The organism is Streptomyces sp. NPDC048436, from assembly GCF_043200355.1.
Classification (GTDB): Bacteria; Actinomycetota; Actinomycetes; order Streptomycetales; family Streptomycetaceae; genus Streptomyces.
The window spans coordinates 1-17,743 of record NZ_JBICXP010000001.1; the positions used below are offsets into that span (position 1 = coordinate 1).

17 protein-coding genes and 1 rRNA gene are annotated in these 17,743 nt (G+C 69.2%); 7 read left to right on the forward strand and 11 right to left on the reverse strand.

Annotated elements, in window-relative coordinates:
• Window positions 1–92, reverse strand: a 16S ribosomal RNA gene (locus tag ACGFX9_RS00005); the annotation flags it as partial.
• 530 nt (window positions 93–622) lie between these two features.
• Window positions 623–1,264: a DNA-3-methyladenine glycosylase gene (locus ACGFX9_RS00010; RefSeq protein ID WP_393462904.1), complete on the reverse strand. Its 642-nt coding sequence runs from the start codon at window positions 1,262–1,264 to the stop codon at window positions 623–625.
• Between the two features lie 161 nt (window positions 1,265–1,425).
• On the opposite strand from ACGFX9_RS00010, the gene ACGFX9_RS00015 reads away from it, so the two are divergent.
• The 3 genes from ACGFX9_RS00015 to ACGFX9_RS00025 all read left to right on the forward strand — a co-directional run bounded on the left by ACGFX9_RS00015 (window position 1,426) and on the right by ACGFX9_RS00025 (window position 3,464).
• Window positions 1,426–2,208 (forward strand): sporulation protein, encoded by a 783-nt coding sequence (locus ACGFX9_RS00015; protein ID WP_393462905.1) that lies wholly within the window; start codon window positions 1,426–1,428, stop codon window positions 2,206–2,208.
• A 60-nt stretch (window positions 2,209–2,268) separates the two neighbouring features.
• On the forward strand, window positions 2,269–2,808 hold the full coding sequence (locus ACGFX9_RS00020; RefSeq protein WP_393462906.1) for a YbhB/YbcL family Raf kinase inhibitor-like protein: 540 nt from the start codon (window positions 2,269–2,271) through the stop codon (window positions 2,806–2,808).
• A 149-nt stretch (window positions 2,809–2,957) separates the two neighbouring features.
• Window positions 2,958–3,464 (forward strand): HNH endonuclease, encoded by a 507-nt coding sequence (locus tag ACGFX9_RS00025; RefSeq protein ID WP_393462907.1) that lies wholly within the window; start codon window positions 2,958–2,960, stop codon window positions 3,462–3,464.
• A gap of 15 nt (window positions 3,465–3,479) precedes the next feature.
• Here ACGFX9_RS00025 and ACGFX9_RS00030 read toward each other — a convergent pair whose 3' ends face one another.
• The 3 genes from ACGFX9_RS00030 to ACGFX9_RS00040 all read right to left on the reverse strand — a co-directional run bounded on the left by ACGFX9_RS00030 (window position 3,480) and on the right by ACGFX9_RS00040 (window position 5,840).
• The gene (locus tag ACGFX9_RS00030; protein WP_393462908.1) at window positions 3,480–4,412 is read right to left on the reverse strand and encodes an SPFH domain-containing protein; all 933 of its coding nucleotides are present in this window, start codon (window positions 4,410–4,412) and stop codon (window positions 3,480–3,482) included.
• A 118-nt stretch (window positions 4,413–4,530) separates the two neighbouring features.
• Window positions 4,531–4,959 carry an NfeD family protein gene (locus tag ACGFX9_RS00035; protein WP_393462909.1) on the reverse strand — a complete coding sequence of 143 codons (429 nt, stop codon included), beginning with the start codon at window positions 4,957–4,959 and terminating at the stop codon, window positions 4,531–4,533.
• Between the two features lie 83 nt (window positions 4,960–5,042).
• Window positions 5,043–5,840, reverse strand: coding sequence for an ABC transporter ATP-binding protein (locus ACGFX9_RS00040; protein ID WP_393462910.1), 798 nt, complete (start codon window positions 5,838–5,840; stop codon window positions 5,043–5,045).
• 123 nt (window positions 5,841–5,963) lie between these two features.
• Between ACGFX9_RS00040 and ACGFX9_RS00045 the strand changes: the two genes are divergently transcribed.
• Entirely contained in the window at window positions 5,964–6,743 is a 780-nt protein-coding gene (locus ACGFX9_RS00045; RefSeq protein WP_393462911.1) for a hypothetical protein, read from the forward strand.
• 192 nt (window positions 6,744–6,935) lie between these two features.
• On the opposite strand, the gene ACGFX9_RS00050 is transcribed toward ACGFX9_RS00045, so the two are convergent.
• The 3 genes from ACGFX9_RS00050 to ACGFX9_RS00060 all read right to left on the reverse strand — a co-directional run bounded on the left by ACGFX9_RS00050 (window position 6,936) and on the right by ACGFX9_RS00060 (window position 9,155).
• Window positions 6,936–7,181: a chaplin gene (locus ACGFX9_RS00050; RefSeq protein ID WP_393462912.1), complete on the reverse strand. Its 246-nt coding sequence runs from the start codon at window positions 7,179–7,181 to the stop codon at window positions 6,936–6,938.
• 170 nt (window positions 7,182–7,351) lie between these two features.
• Window positions 7,352–8,017 (reverse strand): response regulator, encoded by a 666-nt coding sequence (locus ACGFX9_RS00055; protein WP_393462913.1) that lies wholly within the window; start codon window positions 8,015–8,017, stop codon window positions 7,352–7,354.
• Entirely contained in the window at window positions 8,010–9,155 is a 1,146-nt protein-coding gene (locus ACGFX9_RS00060) for a GAF domain-containing protein (protein ID WP_393462914.1), read from the reverse strand. The genes ACGFX9_RS00055 and ACGFX9_RS00060 overlap by 8 nt, the downstream gene beginning before the upstream one ends.
• A gap of 447 nt (window positions 9,156–9,602) precedes the next feature.
• Between ACGFX9_RS00060 and ACGFX9_RS00065 the strand changes: the two genes are divergently transcribed.
• Window positions 9,603–10,322 carry a transglycosylase SLT domain-containing protein gene (locus tag ACGFX9_RS00065; protein ID WP_393462915.1) on the forward strand — a complete coding sequence of 240 codons (720 nt, stop codon included), beginning with the start codon at window positions 9,603–9,605 and terminating at the stop codon, window positions 10,320–10,322.
• Between the two features lie 106 nt (window positions 10,323–10,428).
• Here the strand turns inward: ACGFX9_RS00065 and ACGFX9_RS00070 are convergent, their stop codons facing one another.
• Window positions 10,429–13,071, reverse strand: a complete 2,643-nt coding sequence (locus tag ACGFX9_RS00070) for an FHA domain-containing protein (protein ID WP_393462916.1) — start codon at window positions 13,069–13,071, stop codon at window positions 10,429–10,431.
• A 264-nt stretch (window positions 13,072–13,335) separates the two neighbouring features.
• Here ACGFX9_RS00070 and ACGFX9_RS00075 point away from each other — a divergent pair, with 264 nt between their 5' ends.
• A complete protein-coding gene (locus ACGFX9_RS00075) occupies window positions 13,336–15,036 on the forward strand; it encodes a streptophobe family protein (protein ID WP_393462917.1) in 1,701 nt (566 codons plus the stop codon).
• Between the two features lie 494 nt (window positions 15,037–15,530).
• Window positions 15,531–16,745, forward strand: a complete 1,215-nt coding sequence (gene serB / locus ACGFX9_RS00080; RefSeq protein ID WP_393462918.1) for a phosphoserine phosphatase SerB — start codon at window positions 15,531–15,533, stop codon at window positions 16,743–16,745.
• 110 nt (window positions 16,746–16,855) lie between these two features.
• Here the strand turns inward: serB and ACGFX9_RS00085 are convergent, their stop codons facing one another.
• Together ACGFX9_RS00085 and ACGFX9_RS00090 are read right to left on the reverse strand one after the other, a co-directional pair.
• Window positions 16,856–17,374, reverse strand: coding sequence for a SixA phosphatase family protein (locus ACGFX9_RS00085; RefSeq protein WP_393462919.1), 519 nt, complete (start codon window positions 17,372–17,374; stop codon window positions 16,856–16,858).
• Between the two features lie 88 nt (window positions 17,375–17,462).
• Complete coding sequence (locus ACGFX9_RS00090) at window positions 17,463–17,687, reverse strand: hypothetical protein (RefSeq protein WP_393465466.1); 225 nt, start codon at window positions 17,685–17,687, stop codon at window positions 17,463–17,465.
• Between the last annotated feature and the right edge of the window lie 56 nt (window positions 17,688–17,743).

A 17,743-nucleotide genomic window follows, 5' to 3' on the forward strand; every position in this document is an offset into this window, starting at 1 on the left:
CTAATCCCCACCGAAGTGGTTCATCGTTCGACTTGCATGTGTTAAGCACGCCGCCAGCGTTCGTCCTGAGCCAGGATCAAACTCTCCGTGAATGTTTACCGGTAATCCGGTGCACATCACGAGAGCGGAACGGTCGGGAGGAATAATCCCGGCCGTTCACAGCGTCCTCGCTGATGTTTTCTTCAAAGGAACCTCGTCCCGACCATGACGGCCGGAGACGGGGTATCAACATATCTGGCGTTGACTTTTGGCACGCTGTTGAGTTCTCAAGGAACGGACGCTTCCTTTGTACTCACCCTCTCGGGCTTTCCTCCGGGCGCTTCCCTTCGGTATTTCGTGTTTCCAACCTTACCAGATCCGTTTTCCGTTCCGTTTCCGGTTCGGATTTCATTTCCGGTGGCCGTTGGAGGGCCTTTGCCTTTCGGCGTGTTCACTACGTTAGCGGATTCCCTCTGCAACTCATAATCGAGTTCCGCGAGTTCGAATTCCGACATGCGAGCATGCGAAATGCGCCCCCGCTGAGGGGAAGTCGTAGGTAGTGGTTGGCCGCTTCCGGCTGCTGGCAGATTGCCGTACCCGGGTCAAGCGGCTCGGACTACATTACGTTCGGGCCCAGGCCGAGTCAAGTTCGGCGGCGTCGGGGCGCATGGGCCCGATAGGGGCTCACCGTCGGGTCGTTGGAGATCCAGAAGCGCCAGGGGTGGACGGCTCCATCGCCGCCGACTCCCGTGCGCGGACCGGCGCTGACCTGGTCGGCGTGGACGGGGGTGCCCGTGAGGAGAGTAAGGGGAGCGTCCGGGCTCTCGCAGAAGTCCGCGCCGTTGAGGTCACGGGCCACGTCCAGGGCTGTGGCCAGGCGTGCCGGGCCTTTGGCCAGTTCTCTGTCGTTGCGGGCCGAGAGTCGTCGTTTGCGGGCGAGCTCGGCGCCCGTCGTGATCTCTCCCGCCCTGAGCAGGACTCCGCTCGCCATGCCTTCCGGGCCGCACACCACGTTGAGGCAGTGCCACATGCCGTAGGTGAAGTAGACGTACGCGTGTCCGGGCGGACCGAACATCACGCCGTTGCGGGCGGTGGGACCGCGATAGGCGTGTGAACCGGGGTCCACATCGCCCGCGTACGCCTCCACCTCTGTCAGGCGCAGTTCGATCGGGCCGTCCGGGGAGGAGCGTACGAGGACGCGGCCGAGAAGATCCGGGGCGACCTCGAGAACAGGGCGGTCGAAGAACTCACGTGGTAGAGGCGTACGGTCAGTGCTCGCGATCATGCCGTCCGAGCGTACTTGAGACGGTCTGTACGGGTGGGTGGTCACCTGCCGTGCGGATTGCCAGGGTGAGGGCGCGGAACCGGACGTGGGTTCACCGCGTTTGTATGGATCAAGGATTCAAAGTCGTGTCGAGCCACAGGCTGGGCCTGGGGAGGAGAGTCATGGGGTTCAAGAAGCTGCTTGCGAGTCTGGGGGCCGGCGGTGCTTCGGTGGAGACGGTGCTGACCGAGGTCAACGTCGTACCCGGTGGTGTCGTCCAGGGTGAGGTGCGAATCCAGGGCGGGTCCGTCGACCAGGAGATCGAGGGGCTCTCCGTCGGTCTGCAGGCGCGGGTCGAGGTCGAGGGCAACGACCAGGAGACGAAGCAGGACATCGAGTTCACCAAGCTGCGCCTCGGTGGGGCCTTCACGCTCCAGGCCGGGCAGGTGCACGCGGTGCCGTTCGGGCTCGAGATTCCCTGGGAGACGCCGATCACGTCGATCGACGGGCAGCAGCTGCGCGGGATGAACATCGGTGTGACCACCGAGCTCGAGATCGCGCGCGCCGTGGACTCCGGTGACCTGGACCCGATCAGCGTGCACCCGCTGCCGGCGCAGCAGGCGATCCTGGATGCCTTCATCCAGCTCGGCTTCCGCTTCAAGAGTGCCGACATGGAGCGCGGTCACATCCGTGGCACGCGGCAGAGGCTGCCGTTCTACCAGGAGATCGAGTTCTTCCCGCCGCAGCAGTACCGCGGTCTGAACCAGGTCGAGTTGAGCTTCGTGGCCGACGACCGCGAGATGGACGTCATCCTGGAGATGGACAAGAAGCCGGGCCTCTTCAGTGAGGGCAGCGACTCGTTCCGCTCCTTCAAGGTGGGGCTGAACGACTTCCAGGGCACGGACTGGGCGGCGTACCTCAACGAGTGGCTGTCGCAGGTCGGCAGCAAGCGCAACTGGTTCTAGGCTCGGTAGGGAAGAGCTGTAGAGCTACCGCCGAGCAGGAACCGATCAGGAGGTGCCGACGTGACCGACCTCAAGAGGCCGCCGCTTCCCCATGACTTCCATCCGAGCGTGCCGTCGTTCACGGTCGTGAGCGAGGACTTCGAGCCGGGTGCGGTCCTCAAGGACGCTCAGGTCCAGGCGGCCGGGAACACCTCGCCGCACCTGCGGTGGGAAGGCTTCCCGCCTCAGACCAAGAGCTTCGCCGTGACGTGCTTCGACCCTGACGCCCCTACGGGCAGCGGGTTCTGGCACTGGTCCGTCATCGACATCCCGGTGTCGGTCACGGAGCTGCCCACCGGTGCGGGCAGCGGCAAGTTCGAGGGGCTGCCCGACGGCGCGGTGCAGGTGCGCAACGACTACGGGACGAAGGAGTACGGCGGTGCGGCGCCGCCGCCCGGCGACCCGGCCCACCGTTATGTGTTCACCGTGTACGCGGTGGACCAGGAGAAGCTCGGGCCGGACTCCGACGCTTCGCCTGCCGTGGTCGGGTTCAACCTCCGGTTCCACACGCTCGGGCGCGCGCAGGTGCTCGCCGAGTACGCGGCTCCCGCCGACAGCTGAGCGTTCACTGAACGTTTGCCCGCCCCTGGTCATGGAATTGATCAGGGGCGGGCATCTTTTTTATTGCGTTGTCCATCTCGGCGTGCCCGGCCAGAGTTGATCCCAGCCCGCCAGGGGGTGGGTCGGTGTGCATACGGGAGGTGGGCGAGATGCGGGACACGCTGGTGCTGAACGCGAGCTTCGAGCCGCTGTCGACGGTGACGCTGAACCGTGCCGTCGTGCTGGTGCTGCAGGACAAGGCAGTCGTCGAGCAGGCCCACCCCGGACTCCGAGTGCGCGCGGCGGCGGTCGAGATACCGGTGCCCCGGGTGATCAGACTCTGCAGATATGTACGGGTGCCCTTCCGAAGACGGGCTCCGTGGTCGCGGCGCGGTGTTCTCGTCCGGGATCAGCACAAGTGCGCGTACTGCGGGAGGCGGGCGACGACCGTGGACCACGTGGTGCCGCGGGCGCAGGGTGGCAGGGACTCCTGGCTGAACACGGTTGCTTCGTGCGCGATGGACAATCACCGCAAAGCGGACCGTACGCCGGAGGAGGCGGGCATGCCGCTGCTGCGGCAGCCGTTCGAGCCGACGCCGGCTGACGCGATGCTCTTGTCGCTCGGCAGGCACGAATTGGCGGAACTGCCTGGCTGGCTGGCGCAGCCTGCGGCATAGCCCCTTCGGGGGCGTTCAGTCGATCGGCGGCTGTTCGCGGCGCTCCTTGGGGGCGCCGCCCGAGCCGCCGCCCGTCGGGTTGAAGTTGCCGAACGCGCCGCCGAGGCCCTTGAGAGCGTCGCCGATCTCGCTGGGCACGATCCAGAGCTTGTTCGCGTCGCCCTCGGCGATCTTCGGGAGCATCTGGAGGTACTGGTAGGCGAGGAGCTTCTGGTCCGCGTCGCCGGCGTGGATGGACTCGAAGACCGTGCGGATCGCCTGGGCCTCACCCTCGGCCCGCAGGGCGGCGGCCTTGGCCTCACCTTCGGCGCGCAGGATCGCGGACTGCTTCTCACCCTCGGCGCGCAGGATCTCCGACTGCCGTACACCTTCGGCCTGGAGGATCGCGGCGCGCTTGTCGCGGTCGGCGCGCATCTGCTTCTCCATCGAGTCCTGGATGGAGGTCGGCGGCTCGATCGCCTTGAGCTCGACGCGGTTGACGCGGATGCCCCACTTGCCGGTGGCCTCGTCGAGGACGCCGCGCAGGGCCGCGTTGATCTCCTCGCGGGAGGTCAGGGTCCGTTCGAGGTCCATGCCACCGATGATGTTGCGGAGCGTCGTGACGGTGAGCTGCTCGATTGCCTGGATGTAGCTGGCGACTTCGTACGTCGCGGCGCGGGCGTCGGTCACCTGGTAGTAGATGACGGTGTCGATGTTCACCACGAGGTTGTCCTGGGTGATCACCGGCTGGGGCGGGAAGGGGACGACCTGTTCACGCAGGTCGATGCGGTTGCGGATCGAGTCGATGAACGGGACGACGATGTTCAGGCCCGCGTTCAGCGTCCGTGTGTAGCGGCCGAAGCGCTCGACGATCGCAGCGCTGGCCTGCGGGATGACCTGGATCGTCTTGATCAGGGCGATGAAGACCAGCACCACCAGGATGATCAGGACGATGATGATTGGTTCCATCTGGTTCCCCGTACCCCTCTTGCCTCGGTGTCTCCGGAAGATCCGCGGAGCCTCACGACGCGCCGCCGAAGATCTTGCTGGTCGAGTCTGTCAGACCCTCGCACACCCCGTGGGGCATTCACATGACGATGGCCGTCGCTCCGTCGATCTCGACGACGTCCACCTCGCGCCCCGCCTCGTAACTCTGGTCGGTGTCCAGGGCGCGGGCCGACCAGATCTCGCCGGCGAGCTTGATGCGTCCGCCGGAGCCGTCGACCCGTTCCAGGACGACGGCCGACTTGCCCTTCAGCGCCTCGACTCCCGTGGCCAGCGAGGGCCTTTGGTCCCGGTGCCGGGCCGCCACGGGGCGTACGACCCCGATGAGCGCGACCGACACCGCGGCGAAGACGACGACTTGGAGCACGGTGCCGCCGCCGAGGCCGGCGGTCACGGCGCCCGCGACGGCGCCCACGGCGAGCATGCCGAACTCCGGCATCGCGGTCAGTACGAGCGGGATTCCGAGCGCGGCGGCTCCGATCAGCCACCACACCCATGCGTCGATGTCCACACGGTCATGGTAGGACCGCGGGCCCTTCTCGCACAGGGCACGTGATCTACCGGCCGGAGTGGGCCGGGGCGTTCGCGCCGGTGTCAGCCGAGCGGGAGGCCCTGGGCGCTCCAGCGCTCGCCCCGCTCCTCGACCACCAGAGGCAGGCCGAAGCAGAGCGAGAGGTTGCGGGAGGTCAGTTCGAGCTCCAGCGGGCCCGCGGCCATGACCTTGCCCTGACGGATCATGAGGACGTGGGTGAAGCCGGGGGCGATCTCCTCGACGTGGTGCGTGACCATGATCATCGAGGGGGCGATCGGGTCGCGGGCGAGGCGTCCGAGCCGGCGTACGAGATCTTCGCGGCCACCGAGGTCGAGGCCCGCGGCGGGCTCGTCCAGGAGGAGCAGCTCGGGGTCGGTCATCAGGGCGCGGGCGATCAGGGTGCGCTTGCGCTCGCCCTCGGAGAGGGTGCCGAACTTGCGGTCCAGGTAGTCGGTCATGCCGAGGCGGTCGAGGAAGGCGCGGGCGCGCTGCTCGTCGATGTCCTCGTAGTTCTCGTGCCAGCCGGCGGTCATGCCGTACGCGGCGGTGAGCACCGTCTGGAGCACGGTCTGGGCCTTGGGCAGCTTCTCGGCCATCGCGATTCCGGCGACGCCGATGCGCGGGCGCAGTTCGAATACGTCCGTGCCGGGCTTGCCGAGGGTCTCGCCGAGGATCGTGGCGGTTCCAGTGCTCGGGAAGAGGTAGCTGGACGCGATGTTCAGGAGGGTGGTCTTGCCCGCGCCGTTCGGACCGAGGATGACCCAGCGCTCCCCTTCCTTGACCGACCAGGAGACCTGGTCCACCAGAGCCCGGCCCTCGCGGACCACGGATACGTCCTCCAGCTCCAGTACATCGCTCATGAGCGCGTTGTCTCCCATTGCAGTCTCGGCATTCGCTTGCGTCTGTGGACGCAGTCCCCTGGGAGAAAACCTACGCCACCGGTCGAGCGCTCCCGTCCTTAGCCCGGTCCTTAGGCTGTACGCATGCTCTCGGAACCACGCTCAGGACGCTTGGCGGCATGGGGAAATGCCCTTCTTGCCGGGTTTGTCTCGCCGGATGACGCGGTACTCGCGGTGGTCGGCGACGACGCCCTGCACCGGGTCGAAGGTCTCCCCGGCGAGTCGGGACCTGTCGGTCTCACGCTCGCCCTCGGACGATTGCGCACGCTCGGGGTGACCGGGCTCCGGGTCGCGCTGCCCGCGCCGGGGCATCCGCTCGGTCTGAGCGGACCGCCCGCGTTCAACGCGCGCGCCTTGGACGCGCGGGAGGCGGTCCTCGCCTACGGAGCCCCGTACGGGTTCGTGCCGGAGGTGTCCGAGGCGGGGCCCGCCGGAGACGTGCACGTGGAGGTCGTCTGGCACTGCCTGCCCGTGCGGGAGGCGCCGCCCGCCGACGTGCCCTCACTGGGCGAGGCGGAACGTGAGCTCGCCGAGGCGCTGCGGGACGCGACGGCGATGCTCTCGCAGCTCGATGTCGCGGGCTCCGGGCCGGTCGCCGAGGCGGCGATCGACGCCTACCGGGCGCGGGCCGAGCGGGGGCGCGAGGCGCTGGCGCCCGGGTATCCGCCGCGGGCGGTGCGGGTGTTGGAGCTGGCGCAGCGGGTCGGCCTGCTGATCTCGGTGGCGTACGAAAACGGCCATGGCGGGGCTGTGAGCGCCTCGGAGATGGCGGCGAGGGGTGAGGTGCTGCGGCCGGTGGAACGGACGGCTCGGCGGGCACAGGTGGCCGCCTATAACGCGTACGTGGAGGAGCGGGAGCGGTAGCCCGGCGGCGCCTTGGCAGTCCCGGTGCCCGGCGGCAGCCGCTTCGCGGCGGGGGGCTCTGTTCGGCGGCGGTGCTTCGCTCGGGGCTGCGGGTGTTCGTTTCTGACCGCGGGTGTTTCCCGGGGCACAGCAGACCGGCCCCCCGGGAAACACCCGGGAGGCCGGTAGTCACTGCCGCGCCTGGGGCGTGCCTCAGACGTTGACGCCGTCGTTCCCGAAGGCCGGGTTGAGCGCACCGATGACGGACACGGTGTTGCCCACGGCGTTCACGGGAACGTGCACCGGCGCCTGGACGAGGTTGCCCGATCCGACGCCCGGCGAGTGCACGGCCTTGCCGCCCGCGTGCGCTCCGTCCGTGGCGGAGGCGAGAGAGGCACCGGCGACGACGAGGCCACCCGCCACCATCGTGACAGCAGCGGCCTTCTTCAGGTTCTTCACTTCTGGACCCTCCTAGCGATCGCCGCGGCCAGCCGCCGCGGCACGCACTGGAGAACGGCCGGGCGGCCATGAGGTTGCGCCAAACGGGGGACATCCACACGACGGTATGAATCTCAGTCCGGAACACGACGTTCCGGTCTGCCGGTTGACGGAGTGCGCCGGAGCGTGGATCAGCCGGTCACACCATGTCGTACGGCCCACAGGGCGGCCTGCGTGCGGTCGGCGAGGTCCAGCTTCATCAGGATGTTCGAGACGTGGGTCTTGACGGTCTTCTCGGAGAGCACGAGGGCGCGGGCGATCTCGCGGTTCGAGCGGCCGTCGGCGATGAGCCCGAGCACCTCGCGCTCGCGCTCGGTGAGCGAACCGCCCCTCCCCTGCCCGGTGTTGGCCACCTCCTGGGAGAGCAGCGCCCCCGCCACCTCGGGCTGCAGCAGCACATGGCCCGCGTGCACGGAGCGGATGGCGCCCGCGAGGGCGTCCGGGTCGACGTCCTTGTAGACATACCCCGCGGCGCCGGCGCGCAGGGCCGGGACGACCGTGCGCTGCTCGGTGAAGCTGGTGACGATGAGCACGCGCGCGGGGTTGGCCAGTTCGCGGAGCTTGCGCAGCGCCTCGACCCCGTCCATGCCCGGCATCTTGACGTCCATGAGGACGACGTCCGGTTTCAACTTCTCGGCCTGCTCGACCCCTTCGGCGCCGTCCGACGCCTCACCGACGACCTCTATGTCGTCCTGCACTTCGAGGAACGTACGCAGACCGCGGCGGACCACCTGGTGGTCGTCGACCAGCAGCACCCGGATCCCTGTCTTCTTGGCGTGGAACACAGCGTCAGCCACCGGGGACCTCCATCTCGATCGTCGTGCCCTTTCCGGGCTCCGATTCCACGGTCAGCCCTCCGCCGACCCCGCCGGCCCTGTCCCGCATGGAGACCAGGCCCAAGTGCCGCCCCGCACGCTTGATCGCGCGCGGTTCGAAGCCGCTGCCGTCGTCGGTGACGCGCAGCACGGCCCCCGCTCCCCTGCGCACCAGGGTCACGCGGACGCGTTCCGCCCCGGAGTGGCGCAGGGCGTTGTGCAGGGCTTCCTGCGCGACCCGCAGCATCGCCTCCTCCTGTGCCGCCGGCAGGGCGCGCACCGCGCGGCTCTCGAAGGTGACTTCGGCGGAGTGCGCGCGGTCCAGGACCTGCGTGTGCGTGCGCAGGGTGGCCACCAGGCCGTCCTCGTCGAGCGCGGCAGGGCGCAACTCCACAACGGCGGCCCGCAGTTCGTCAGCCGCCTCGGCCGCGAGCACGGCCACCTGCTGGATCTCGCCCTTGGCGCGCGGCGGGTCGCGGTCCACCAGGGCGGCCGCGGCCTGGGCCGTCAGGCGCAGCGAGAACAGCTTCTGGCTGACCGCGTCGTGCAGTTCATGGGCGAGACGGGAGCGCTCCTCGGCGATGGTCAGCTCGCGGCTGCGTTCATAGAGCCTGGCGTTCGTCAGGGCGATCGCGGCGTGCTGGGCGAGGATGGTGAGGAGTTCCTCGTCGTCCGCGGTGAAGCCGCAGCCGCCTTCCGGCTTGGGGCACCGCTTGTTCGCGAGGAAGAGCGCGCCGAGCGTCTCGTCCCCGTAAAGGATCGGCAGGCCCAGGAAGTCGGACATCTCCGGGTGGGCGGACGGCCAGCCCTCGAAGCGCGGGTCCTCGCGCACGTCGGCGAGGCGCTCGGGCTCCGCCTTGTGCAGCATCGCGGCGAGGATGCCGTGCTGGCGGGGCAGCGGGCCGATGGCGCGCCACTGCTCCTCACTGATGCCGTCGACGACGAACTGGGCGAAACCGCCGTGGTCATCGGGGACGCCGAGCGCCGCGTACTCCGCGTCGAGCAGTTCGCGGGCCGAGGCCACGATCGTCTTGAGGACGTCGCGCACCTCCAGCTGCTCGCTCATGGCGAGGAGCGCGGAGCTCACCGCGTTCAGACCCGACCGGGGACCTTGACTCATTGCCTCACCGTACCGGCGGGGTGTGACAGTGCGTATCGGACCTGTGGCGGCCACCGCCTAGGGCCGTGGACGTAGGCCCAAGGGCCCCTCTTCTTACGAAGGAGGGGCTACTCACGGACTGCTCACGCACAGAGTTGCTGTGGCAACTGTTGGTGAGACTGTTACGTGTCCGATGTGAGCCCGGGCATAGGACTCACGTCACGTACGAAGATGCCTAGTTGATAAGGTGCCCATACGGGCAAAGGGGACATCACCCGCCGGAAGTCCTTGCGTACCCCTGATCCACTACCCGGCATCGTACGTCACTGCTTTGCCACAGAATTTTGCGCCCGCTAAGAATTGCATCCGTCGCTCAGCGCCGCGGTCTCGCACCGCGGCGTTTGTGCCGGAGAAGCAAATGTCCCCGCCGGCCGAGCGACCTCCGCGATTCGAAGAGGTCCATCTCCCATGTCCCAGCACAGCACCCCTGGTCATAGTCGCCCCGCGCTGACCAAGACCCAGAAGTTCTCGATCGCCGGTGTCGCCACGCTCGGCGCCGCTGCCCTCGCCTTCTCCCTCGTGCCGGGCAGCGCCGATGCCGGAACCGGAAACCAGGACATCTCCGCCGCCCCCGTCGCCTTCACGCACAACGCCGACGCGCAGCAGACGGTCCACGCCAACGTCTCCAAGCAGCTGTCCAACGCCGACAAGCGCGCCAAGGACGCCGCCGCCGCCGCGCAGAAGAAGGCCGACGAGCAGGCCGCGGCCAAGAAGCGCGCCGACGAGGCCGCGGCCAAGAAGAAGGCCGAGGACGAGCGCAAGGCCAAGGAGGCCGCTAGCCGGGCCGCCGCGCGCAAGCCGGTCTACGCCAACAACCTCGACGGCTGGATCCGCCAGTCCCTGGACATCATGAAGGCCAAGGGCATCCCCGGCTCGTACGAGGGCCTGCACCGCAACATCATCCGTGAGTCCGCCGGTGACCCGAACGCCAAGAACGGCTGGGACATCAACGCGATCAACGGCACCCCCTCGGTCGGCCTGCTCCAGGTCATCCAGCCGACGTTCAACGCGTACCACGTAGAGGGCACGTCCACGAACATCTACGACCCGGTCGCCAACATCACGGCCGCGGCCAACTACGCCGCGGACCGCTACGGCTCGATGGACAACGTGAACAGCGCCTACTGAGCCTGATCTCCTGATCAACGGACCTCTTCACCGAGGCTCTGCAGACGCCGAAGGGCGGCACCCCACCGGGTGCCGCCCTTCTCGTCCGCCCAGAGGCAGGACGTGCTTACTTGCGCATGACCTCAGGCTCGTGGCGGCGCAGCAGCCGTGCGACAGCGAAGCCGCAGGCGATGCCGATCAGGAGCAGGATCGTGATGTTCATGCCCCACTGGCCCGCCGAGTGCTCCCACAGCGGGTCGAGATCGGTGGGGTTCTTCGGGTCCCACGGCGGCATGAGGTGCGCCAGGTCGAGCGTGGAGCCCGCTCCGGCGATGGCCCAGCGCGACGGCATCAGCCAGGCGAACTGCTCAAGGCCCGGTGAGCCGTAGACCTGGAAGAGCACACCGGTGAAGACGACCTGGACGATCGCGAACATCACCAGGAGCGGCATGGTCTTCTCGGAGGTCTTGACCAGCGAGGAGATGACCAGGCCGAACATCATCGAGGTGAAGCCGAGGGCGATGATCGTCAGGCAGATCTCGGCGGCCGGGGGCATGATCAGGCCCTCTTCCGGCATGTCGCGCGTCGCGAAGCCGATGCCGCAGATGATGACGCCCTGGATGGCCGTGATCACACCGAGGACGATGACCTTGGACATCAGGTACGCCGAGCGGGAAAGGCCGGTGGCCCGCTCCCGTTCGTAGATGACCCGTTCCTTGATCAGTTCTCGTACGGAGTTGGCCGCGCCGGAGAAGCACATGCCGACCGCGAGGATCAGCATGATCGTGCCGGCGTCGCCGTTGAACTTGGACGGCGGCTTGGGCGGGGCGAGCCCGAAGTCCGCCGGGATGACGACGCTGACGATGCCGAGGACCGCGGGCAGGATCACCATCAGACCCATGAAGCCCTTGTCGGACGCGATCACCGAGGTGTAGCGGCGGATCAGGGTCCACAGCTGTGAGCCCCAGCCCTGCGGCTTGGGCGGCTTGATCGACTGCGGCGGCGGCATGTGGACCGACTGCGCGGCCACGGCGTCGATGTCGGCGGCGTACATCTGGTAGTGCTGCGAGCCCTTCCAGCGGCCCGCCCAGTCGTAGTCGCGGTAGTTCTCGAACGCCGAGAAGACGTCCGCCCACGTGTCGTAGCCGAAGAAGTTGAGCGCTTCCTCCGGCGGACCGAAGTACGCGACCGAGCCGCCGGGCGCCATCACCAGGAGCTTGTCGCAGATCGCCAGCTCGGCGACCGAGTGCGTGACGACCAGGACCGTACGGCCGTCGTCCGCGAGGCCGCGCAGGAGCTGCATGACGTCGCGGTCCATGCCCGGGTCGAGGCCGGAGGTCGGCTCGTCGAGGAAGATCAGCGACGGCTTCGTGAGCAGCTCAAGGGCGACGGACACGCGCTTGCGCTGGCCACCGGAGAGGGAGGTGACCTTCTTCTCCTTGTGGATGTCCAGCTTGAGCTCGCGCAGGACCTCGCCGATGCGCTGCTCGCGCTCCTGCTCGCTGGTGTCCGAGGGGAAGCGCAGCTTGGCGGCGTACTTGAGGGCCTTCTTGACGGTCAGTTCCTTGTGCAGGATGTCGTCCTGCGGGACCAGACCGATGCGCTGGCGCAGCTCGGCGAACTGCTTGTACAGGTTCCGGTTGTCGTAGAGGACGTCACCCTTGTTGGCGGGCCGGTAGCCGGTGAGCGCCTTGAGCAGGGTGGACTTTCCGGAGCCCGAGGGGCCGATGACCGCGATGAGCGACTTCTCGGGGACGCCGAAGGAGACGTCCTTGAGGATGTCCTTGCCGCCGTCGACCGTCACCGTGAGGTGGCGGGCGGAGAAGGAGATCTCGCCGGTGTCGACGAACTCCTCGAGCCGGTCGCCGACGAGCCGGAACGTCGAGTGGCCGACGCTGACGATGTCGTTCGGGCCGATGAGGGCCGTGCCGGACTTCGCGACCGGCTGGCCGTTGATGTACGTGCCGTTGTGCGAGCCGAGGTCGTGGATCTCGAAGCGGCCGTCGGGGGTGGCCGTGAACTCGGCGTGGTGGCGTGAGACCTGGAGGTCGGAGACGACCAGTTCGTTCTCCAGGGCGCGGCCGATGCGCATCTTGCGGCCGAGCGAGAGCTGGTGGAACGTCGTCGGGCTGCGGTCGCCGTAGACCGGCGGGGCCCCCGCGACACCGCCGGAACCCGCGCCGGGGCCCTGCTGCTGCGGGACCTGCGGCTGCTGAGGCTTCTGGTGCTGCTGAGCCTGCTGAGGCTGCGGCCAGCCCTGCTGCTGCGGCATCTGCTGCGGTGCCTGGTACTGCGGCGCCTGCTGCTGGGGGGTCTGCTGCTGAGGAGATTGAGCGGCCCAGCCGGGAGCACCCTGCTGCGGCGCGTGGTGCTGCGGTGCCTGGTGTTGCGGCGCCTGTTGGGCCGGTGCCTGATGGGCGGGTGCCTGATGGGCGGCCTGCTGCGGTGCGGACACGGCGGCGGCGCCGGCGCCGGCGGCGCTGCCGGACACGTTCAGCCGCGGGCCGTCGGTCGCGTTGCCGAGGTTCACCGCCGAGCCGGGGCCGATTTCCATCTGATGGATCCGCTGGCCCTGCACAAAGGTGCCATTGGTGCTGCCGTGATCCTCGATGACCCAACTACGGCCGCTCCAGCTGATCGTGGCGTGCCGCCAGGAGACCCTGGCGTCGTCAAGCGAGAGATCTCCCTGCGGATCACGTCCGAGGGTGTACGACCTGGACGGATCGAGCGTCCAGGTCCTTCCATTCAATTCCAGTACGAGTTCCGGCACTCCAGCCCCACTGAGTTGTCCCCCGAGCTAGCCCCCATATGGGGAGTCTAGGGATGTCGAACATCGGGAGGAACTATTTCAGGCTGAGGCCTCTGACCGAAAGTCGGGCCTTGTGAAGACTGCGTACGGGGCCTTGGCGACCGCCCCGTTGACTGGGCAGAAATCGCCCCGGAGAGTAGTAACCGCCCATGAGTGCCTACGGATCATGCGCATTGCACACATCACGTATGAAACGGGCAACGCGGTGCGAGTCGGGGGGTCCTGATGGAGACCGGCGGGAAAACTGTCGAAGACCGGGGCGGTGTGCGGTGGGGCGATGTCCTGCTCTCCGCGATCGCCGCTGTGAGCTGGGCACTGGTCGGCATGGCGGGCACGGCGGCGCTCGGCCTGCATCTTCTCGGCGCGGATGCGGTGGGGTCGCTGGGGCCGATGACGGCTGCGGTCGTGGCGCTCGGCGCCGGTGGCTCGGTCACGCCGTCCGGCGACGTCTCGGCGTTCGGACTCGACGGAGCGGAGGCGTCCACCGCGATCGACATCGCGCCGCTGGGCGTCGGCCTCGCGGGAGCGGTGCTCCTGGCGTATTTCTTCCTACGCTCCTTGCGCGGGGGGGGAGTTGTGATCACCTCGGGCGAACTGGCGGCGCGCGCGGGTGCGGTGGTCGTCCTCTTTCTGGCGATGCTCGGGGGGCTCGCGTGGGCGGGTCACGACATCATCACGATCGACGGCTCCCAGCTGGGGATCGACAAGGGCATCGACAAAGGGCTCGACCAGCTTCCGGCCGACATCACGGACAAGCTGCCCGACGGGCTCGGTGACGTCGGCGGTCTGCTGCCCGACCGGCTCGGCGACCTCGCGCAGGCGAAGGCGGCGGTCGGCTTCACCGTGGACACGGCGCCGACGCTGCTCGGGGGCGCGATGTGGGTGATCGGCGTGCTGCTGATCGCACTGCTCGCCTCGCGGCGTACGCCGCTTCCGCGTGGGTGGGACGCCCTGCACCGCGTGGCAAGGCCGGCCGCGTCCGCGCTGGTCACGGTGGCGCTCGTGGCGGTGCTCGCCGGGCTCGCGGCGGCGCTGTACGCGATGGTCGGCGACGCCCATCCCAAGCGCATCGCGGGGGCCGCGCTGCTCGGGGCACCCAACGGGGTGTGGCTCGGGGTGCCGCTCGGGCTCTTCGTACCGTGGGACGGCAAGGCGACGGGTGAGCTGGCGAAGCTGCTGCCGGATCCGCTGGACGATCTCCTGACGGGGTCGGGGGCTTCGGGGGCTTCAGGGACTTCAGGGGCTTCGGGGAACGGGGCGGTGTCGCTGGGGCGGCTGGCCGAACTGGACGGGAGGGTCTGGCTGCTGGGCGTCGCGGCGGCGCTGATGATCCTGTTCGCCGGGGTGCTCACCGCTGTCCGCTCCCCCTACTCACGCGGCGAGACAGGCGTGTTCGGCTTCGCCGGGCGGTGTGCGGTGCGACTCGGTGTGGTGACGGCGCTCGGGCTGACGTTGATGGTGCACCTGACGGCGGTCTCCGCGGACGCCTCGCTCTCGGTGCTCGGCTTCGACGCGTTCGGCGCGGGCATCGAGCTGCGCGGACAGCTGGGGATGGCGTTGGCGCTCGGCGCGGTGTGGGGCGCCGGGGCGGGAGCGGTGGGGGCGCTGCTGGCGGTGGCGAGTGGGGCCGCGGGGGGACGGGTGGCGCCGCTGGCCTTGGTGGAGGGGGTGCCTCCGGCGGAGGGGGCGGCGGGGCGGTACGCCTCCGGTGGGGCGGCGGGGCCGTACAGCCCCGGTGCGCCCTACCGGCCCGCGAACCCTGACACCAACCCGTACCTTCGGCCACCAGGCGACGTCTCGGGTACGCCGACTGTGGTGGGCCCGATCACTCCCCCACGCCAGCCGAAGCCGAAGCCACGCCCCCGCTCCTCGGGCAACGGCGACTGGCCGCCGCCTCCGCCGCCCCCGCCGGGGCGGGGGCGGTAGCGCCGCTCACCCAATGGCATCCGTGCTCCGGCGGCGGGGCGCCCTGTCCCGCCGCTTCGCGGCGGATGTCTCCCGCCCACCCACCCGATTACCCCGCAGCGGTTCGGGACAGCCATGCCGCTGGGCAATCGGGCGGGCGGGAAAGAGCCACCGCGCAGCCGCAGGGTCTTCGCGCGCCGCAGCGGAATCAGGTGGGACGGTAGGCGCCGCGGGGCCATCGGGTGGGTGGGCGGGAGAGTTCCGTCGCGCAGCGGCGGGGTCTTCGCGCGCCGCGGGGCCATCGGCTCGGTGGGGGGCCGAGGGCGCTAGCCCCGGCAAGAAGCTCCCGCGCCGCAGGGCAATCGGGTGGGTGGGTGGGAAAGATCCGCCGCGCAGCGGCGGGACAAAGGCGCCCCACCGGACAGCAGGCGAAGAAGCGCCCCGGCCCAGGGGGGTGTCCGGCAAGCGGACCACCCCGCCGCCCGCGCAGGGCAGCCGGATACGGTGGGCCCACCATGAGCGCTTCGCAGCCCCCGCAGCCCGCCGATGTCCCCACGCTCCTCGTCAAGATCTTCGGCAAGGACCGTCCCGGCATCACCGCAGGCCTCTTCGACACCCTCGCCGCCTACTCCGTCGACGTGGTCGACATCGAGCAGGTCGTCACCCGTGGCCGCATCGTGCTGTGCGCGCTCGTGACCGAGCCGCCGGCCGGCCTGGAGGGCGACCTTCGGTCCACCGTGCACAGCTGGGCCGACTCCCTGAAGATGCAGGCCGAGATCATCTCGGGCATCGGTGACAACCGCCCCCGCGGCCTCGGCCGGTCCCACGTCACCGTGCTCGGCCATCCGCTGACCGCCGAGTCGACCGCCTCCATCGCGGCCAGCATCACCGGGACCGGCGGCAACATCGACCGGATCTTCCGGCTCGCCAAGTACCCGGTCACCGCAGTGGAGTTCGCCGTCTCCGGCACGGAGACCGAGCCGCTGCGCACCGCCCTGGCCCTGGAGGCCGCGAAGCTCGGTGTGGACGTGGCCGTCGTGGCGGCGGGTCTGCACCGCCGCGCCCAGCGGCTCGTCGTGATGGACGTCGACTCGACCCTCATCCAGGACGAGGTGATCGAACTCTTCGCGGCGCACGCCGGCTGCGAGGACAAGGTCGCCGAGGTGACCGCGGCCGCGATGCGCGGCGAGCTGGACTTCGAGCAGTCCCTGCACGCCCGCGTGGAACTCCTCGCCGGGCTCGACGCCTCGGTCGTCGACAAGGTCCGCACCGAGGTCCGCCTCACCCCGGGCGCCCGCACCCTCATCCGCACGCTCAAGCGCCTCGGCTACCAAGTGGGCGTCGTATCGGGCGGCTTCACCCAGGTGACGGATGATCTGAAGGAACGTCTCGGCCTCGACTTCGCCCAGGCCAACACCCTGGAGATCGTCGACGGCAAGCTCACCGGAAAGGTGACCGGCGAGATCGTGGACCGCGCGGGCAAGGCACGTCTGCTGCGCCGCTTCGCCGAGGAGGCGGGGGTCCCGCTGGAGCAGACCGTCGCGATCGGCGACGGCGCCAACGACCTCGACATGCTGAACGCGGCCGGCCTCGGTGTCGCCTTCAACGCGAAGCCCGTCGTCCGCGAGGCCGCCCACACCGCGGTGAACGTCCCCTTCCTCGACACCGTCCTCTACCTCCTCGGCGTCACCCGCGAAGAGGTCGAGGCGGCGAACACGCACACCGACTGACGGCGACGACCGCGCCGGCTGCGCGACATGACGATGGGCCCTGATACCACCGCGGTGTCAGGGCCCATCGGCGTACGTCGGTCAAGGTCCGCTCAGGGAGTCGGCAGGAGCTACTCGGACGGCGCCCAGTAGTCGACGAGTGTGGCGACGCCCGGCTCCAGAGCCTTCCAGGAGCCGGCGTACGTCAGGACGGCGAAGGCCGATGTGGGGAAGCCGCGGCGCTCCATCCGCGTACGGGCGTCGCCCTCGGAGTCTTTGGCGAGAATGTCGGCGAGCCCCTGGATTCCGGGGTTGTGACCGATCAGTACGACGTCTTGCGCGTCGTCCGGGGTTTCGTTGAGCACGGCGATCAGCTCGCCCGGAGAAGCTTCGTACAGCCGATCCTCGTAGACGGTCTTCGGCCTCTGGGGCAGCTCATGGACGGCGAGCTTCCATGTCTCGCGGGTCCTGGCGGCGGTCGAGCAGAGGGCCAGATCGAAGGCGATTCCGCTGTCGGCCAGTCTGCGTCCGGCGACGGGCGCGTCCTTGCGGCCGCGCTCCGCGAGAGGCCGCTCATGGTCGGCCACCTGTGGCCAGTCGGCCTTCGCATGACGGAAAAGGACAATCCTGCGGGGTTCTGCGACGCTCATGCGTCCCAGCTTCGCATGAAACGCGCCAGTGGGCGCGGGTAGTTGGCGCGCTCCCCCGGCGAGGGTGACGGCGTCCACCGGGGGCAGGTCAGGGGGCCGTGCGGAAGACCGTCTCCTGGATGCGCTCGAGCACGTGGGTGACGACCGGATCGCCGCTCGCGGCGTGGGCGCCGGCCGGGTTCAGTATCAGCAGGAGCAGGGCCGCGAAGGCGATGGCGGGGAGGGCGATCGCCCACCACGGAAGCTGGATCTCGACGCTCGCTGAGTCCTGGGGGGCTCCCGGGTGGCGCCGAGTGTGCGAACGGGCCGACATGCCGCCTCCGTGGTCTTCGAGTCCTGCGGGCCGCGTCCTCGCGGCCACATCTCGAA

Excerpts from the sequence above, each read along its gene's own strand:
- ACGFX9_RS00085 (WP_393462919.1), bottom strand. The coding sequence starts at position 17,374 with ATGAGCGTCGCAGAACCCCGCAGGATTGTCCTTTTCCGTCATGCGAAG.
- ACGFX9_RS00015 (WP_393462905.1), top strand. The coding sequence starts at position 1,426 with ATGGGGTTCAAGAAGCTGCTTGCGAGTCTGGGGGCCGGCGGTGCTTCG.
- ACGFX9_RS00060 (WP_393462914.1), bottom strand. The coding sequence starts at position 9,155 with ATGAGTCAAGGTCCCCGGTCGGGTCTGAACGCGGTGAGCTCCGCGCTC.
- ACGFX9_RS00090 (WP_393465466.1), bottom strand. The coding sequence starts at position 17,687 with ATGTCGGCCCGTTCGCACACTCGGCGCCACCCGGGAGCCCCCCAGGAC.
- ACGFX9_RS00045 (WP_393462911.1), top strand. The coding sequence starts at position 5,964 with ATGCTCTCGGAACCACGCTCAGGACGCTTGGCGGCATGGGGAAATGCC.
- ACGFX9_RS00065 (WP_393462915.1), top strand. The coding sequence starts at position 9,603 with ATGTCCCAGCACAGCACCCCTGGTCATAGTCGCCCCGCGCTGACCAAG.
- ACGFX9_RS00030 (WP_393462908.1), bottom strand. The coding sequence starts at position 4,412 with ATGGAACCAATCATCATCGTCCTGATCATCCTGGTGGTGCTGGTCTTC.
- ACGFX9_RS00010 (WP_393462904.1), bottom strand. The coding sequence starts at position 1,264 with ATGATCGCGAGCACTGACCGTACGCCTCTACCACGTGAGTTCTTCGAC.
- serB (WP_393462918.1), top strand. The coding sequence starts at position 15,531 with ATGAGCGCTTCGCAGCCCCCGCAGCCCGCCGATGTCCCCACGCTCCTC.
- ACGFX9_RS00075 (WP_393462917.1), top strand. The coding sequence starts at position 13,336 with ATGGAGACCGGCGGGAAAACTGTCGAAGACCGGGGCGGTGTGCGGTGG.
- ACGFX9_RS00025 (WP_393462907.1), top strand. The coding sequence starts at position 2,958 with ATGCGGGACACGCTGGTGCTGAACGCGAGCTTCGAGCCGCTGTCGACG.
- ACGFX9_RS00040 (WP_393462910.1), bottom strand. The coding sequence starts at position 5,840 with ATGAGCGATGTACTGGAGCTGGAGGACGTATCCGTGGTCCGCGAGGGC.